This is a genomic window from Microbacterium sp., assembly GCF_030149085.1.
Taxonomy (GTDB): Bacteria; Actinomycetota; Actinomycetes; order Actinomycetales; family Microbacteriaceae; genus Microbacterium.
Genome location: NZ_JASBSF010000220.1, coordinates 1 through 3397 on the forward strand (window position 1 = coordinate 1; position 3397 = coordinate 3397).

At 67.9% G+C, this 3397-nt stretch carries 3 protein-coding genes and 1 pseudogene; all 4 read left to right on the top strand.

What is annotated here, in order from left to right; translation table 11 throughout:
* Positions 1-275 (top strand): substrate-binding domain-containing protein (locus tag Q1V87_RS08945; RefSeq protein WP_300591821.1); only part of this gene is annotated, 275 nt, incomplete at its 5' end.
* Positions 276-400: 125 nt separating this feature from the next.
* Positions 401-1123, top strand: coding sequence for an L-ribulose-5-phosphate 4-epimerase (locus Q1V87_RS08950; RefSeq protein ID WP_292734927.1), 723 nt, complete (start codon positions 401-403; stop codon positions 1121-1123).
* Positions 1120-2730 (top strand): FGGY-family carbohydrate kinase, encoded by a 1611-nt coding sequence (locus tag Q1V87_RS08955; RefSeq protein ID WP_300591824.1) that lies wholly within the window; start codon positions 1120-1122, stop codon positions 2728-2730. Before Q1V87_RS08950 ends, Q1V87_RS08955 begins: the two co-directional genes overlap by 4 nt.
* 30 nt (positions 2731-2760) lie before the next feature.
* Positions 2761-3397: pseudogene (locus Q1V87_RS08960) on the top strand (L-arabinose isomerase); the annotation flags it as partial.

Consider the following 3397-nt stretch of genomic DNA (forward strand, 5'->3'; position numbering starts at 1 on the left):
TCCTTGCTGCGAACGACCAGATGGCCCTCGGGCTCATGGCAGGGCTCGCCGCGAGCGGCATCCGGGTTCCGAACGATCTCGCGGTCGTCGGCTTCGATGACAACCCGGATGCGGCGTTCTATGCGCCCGCGCTCACCACGGTTCGCGTTGATGTGCTCGGTGACGCGCGCCGCTGCGTCGCCGAGGTTACGGGGGGCTCGACCGGGGGGCTCAGCACAGCGTCGGCTCCGGCTCGGCTCGTCATCCGGGCCTCGAGTGCGCCGCTGACGATCTGACCTCCCGGGGCGTGGTGCTGCGACGGTCAAGACTGGCGGATCCCAAGTGTTACCGGTAACATTCGGGGCGTGCCCAGTCGGTGCAGACAAGCGCGACGACGAGGGTGTCTCGGAAGGATTCATCGATGACCGAAATCGACAGTGCCCATTTCGACAGTGCCGTCAGCGAAGCGATCGCTCGGGTCCGTGCCGATGTCGCGGCGTTGCATTCCGAACTGGTTCGCTACGGACTGATCGTCTGGACCGGCGGGAACGTCTCGGGTCGCGTTCCGGGCGCTGACCTGTTCGTCATCAAGCCGTCGGGCGTCTCGTACGACGATCTGGCCCCCGAGAACATGATTCTCTGCGACCTCGACGGCAACGTCGTTCCCGGCAGTGTGGGAAGCGAACGCTCGCCCTCGAGCGACACCGCCGCTCACGCCTACGTGTACCGCCACATGCCCGAGGTCGGCGGGGTCGTTCACACCCACTCGACGTACGCCGTCGCGTGGGCAGCGCGCGGAGAAGAGATCCCGTGCGTCATCACGGCGATGGCCGATGAATTCGGCGGGCCGATCCCGATCGGCCCGTTCGCGATCATCGGCGACGACTCGATCGGCCGCGGCATCGTCGAGACACTGCGTGGTCACCGCTCACGCGGGGTCCTCATGCAAAACCACGGACCCTTCACGATCGGGTCGAGCGCGAAGGATGCCGTGAAGGCCGCCGTCATGCTCGAAGATGTCGCCCGCACCGTGCACATCGCGAAGCAGGCGGGGCCGGTGATTCCGATTCCGCAGGAGGCGATCGACAGCCTCTACAACCGCTACCAGAACGTGTACGGCCAGTCGACGGACGACCGTCGATGAGCGCCCTGAATACGGAAGAAGGCCGCGAAGCGATCGCCGCCGGGCGAGCGAGCCTGGGGATCGAGCTCGGCTCGACCCGCATCAAAGCCTGCCTCGTCGACGAGCGTGGACGGGTGCTCGCGATCGGCAGCCACGAGTGGGAGAACAGTTACGTCGATCGGGTGTGGACCTACCCCCTCGATGAGGTGTGGGCGGGCATCCAGGCTGCGTACGCGGCGCTCGGCATCCGGGTTAAGCACGCCTACGGGATTGTGATCGAGTCCCTCGCGAGCATCGGCATCTCGGCCATGATGCACGGGTACCTGGCCTTCGACGCCCACGACCAGGTGCTCGTGCCGTTCCGCACCTGGCGCAACACCAACACGGGTGCTGCAGCGAGCGAGCTCAGCGCCCTGTTCGGTGTGAACATCCCGCTTCGCTGGTCGATCGCCCACTATCGGCAGGCGATGCTGGATGCCGAGCCACACGTCGGCGCCATCGACCATCTCACGACGCTCGCCGGCTACGTCCACACCGCTCTGACCGGCCGCCGTGTGCTCGGTGTCGGCGACGCGTCGGGCATGTTCCCCATTGATCCGGCCACCGGCAGCTATGACGCTGACCTCGTGTCGTGCTTCGATGCCCTAGCCGGCGACGCCGCGCCGCGTCGCCTCCTCGAGGTGCTCCCGACCGTCCTGCCGGCCGGCGCCGAGGCGGGGGAGCTCACCGCCGAGGGTGCCGCACTGCTGGACCCGACCGGGGCGCTGCGGCCCGGCGCGGTGTTCTGCCCACCCGAGGGTGATGCGGGTACCGGCATGGTCGCGACCAACGCCGTCGCCCCCCGCACCGGAAACGTCAGCGCGGGCACGAGCATCTTCGCGATGATCGTCCTCGAGCGTCCGCTGTCGGCCGCGCACGACGAGCTCGATATCGTCACGACTCCCGCCGGTGACCCCGTCGCGATGGTGCACTGCAACAACGGCGCCTCGGAGCTTGCCGCGTGGGTGGGTGTCTTCCAGCGCTTCGCGGACCTCATCGGCTCCCCGCTGCCGCCCGACTCGGTGTACGAGGCCCTGTTCACCGAGGCGCTCACCGCCGCACCGGATGCCGGGGGCATCCTCTCGTACAACCACCTCTCCGGCGAGCCCATTGCGGGCCTCGACGAGGGCCGACCCTTGGTCATCCGCACCCCCGACAGCCAGCTCACGCTGGCGAACTTCCTGCGCTCGCAGCTGGCGGGAGTGTTCGCGACGCTGAGCCTCGGGATGCAGGTGCTCGATGACGAGGGCGTCGAGGTCGACCGGATGCTCGCGCACGGCGGCATCTTCCGCACCGCCGGTGTCGCCCAGCGGGTGCTCGCCGCCGCGCTCGATACCGCTGTGTCGGTCGAGCGGCACGCTTCCGAAGGCGGAGCCTGGGGCATTGCGGTTCTTGCCGCGTACACCGCGGCCCGCCACGCGGGTGCCACTGACGCATCGCTTGCGGCGTACCTCGATGCCGTCGCTTTTGCTGATGCCGAGTTCGCCACGGTTGTTCCCGACCCCGCTGAGGTGGTCGGCTACACCTCCTACATCGACCGATACCGCGCGGGCCTTGCCGCCGAGCGTGCAGCCGTGACCGCCCTCTAGCTCCCCACCCCTCATCGAAGAAGGATCCTCATGACTTCTCTCAACACGTTCGCGACCCGCGAGGTCTGGTTCGTCACCGGCAGCCAGAACCTCTACGGCGAAGAGACACTCCGCCAGGTCGCCGAGCAGTCCCAGACCGTGGCCGCCGGGCTGTCCGAGCTGCCCATCCGGGTCGTCTGGAAGCCCGTGCTGAAGGATGCCGACAGCATCCGCCGCCTCGCCCTCGAGGTGAACGCCCGTGACGAGGTCATCGGGATCATCGCGTGGATGCACACCTTCAGCCCCGCCAAGATGTGGATCGGCGGGCTTGATGCGCTGCAGAAGCCGCTGTTGCACCTGCACACGCAGGCCAACGTCGAGCTGCCGTGGAGCGAGATCGACTTCGACTTCATGAACCTGAACCAGGCAGCCCACGGCGATCGGGAGTTCGGGTACATCCAGACCCGCCTGGGTGTTCCCCGCAAGACCGTCGTCGGGCACGTCTCGAACCCGGCAGTGCGCGACCAGATCGAGACGTGGCAGCGCGCCGCTGCGGGCCTTGCCGCGATGCGCTCCCTGAAGCTCGCCCGCTTCGGTGACAACATGCGCTACGTCGCCGTGACCGAGGGCGACAAGACCGAGGCCGAACTGCGGCTCGGCGTGCAGGTCAACACCTGGGGCGTGAACG

Excerpts from the sequence above, each read along its gene's own strand:
- Q1V87_RS08950 (WP_292734927.1), top strand. The coding sequence starts at position 401 with ATGACCGAAATCGACAGTGCCCATTTCGACAGTGCCGTCAGCGAAGCG.
- Q1V87_RS08955 (WP_300591824.1), top strand. The coding sequence starts at position 1,120 with ATGAGCGCCCTGAATACGGAAGAAGGCCGCGAAGCGATCGCCGCCGGG.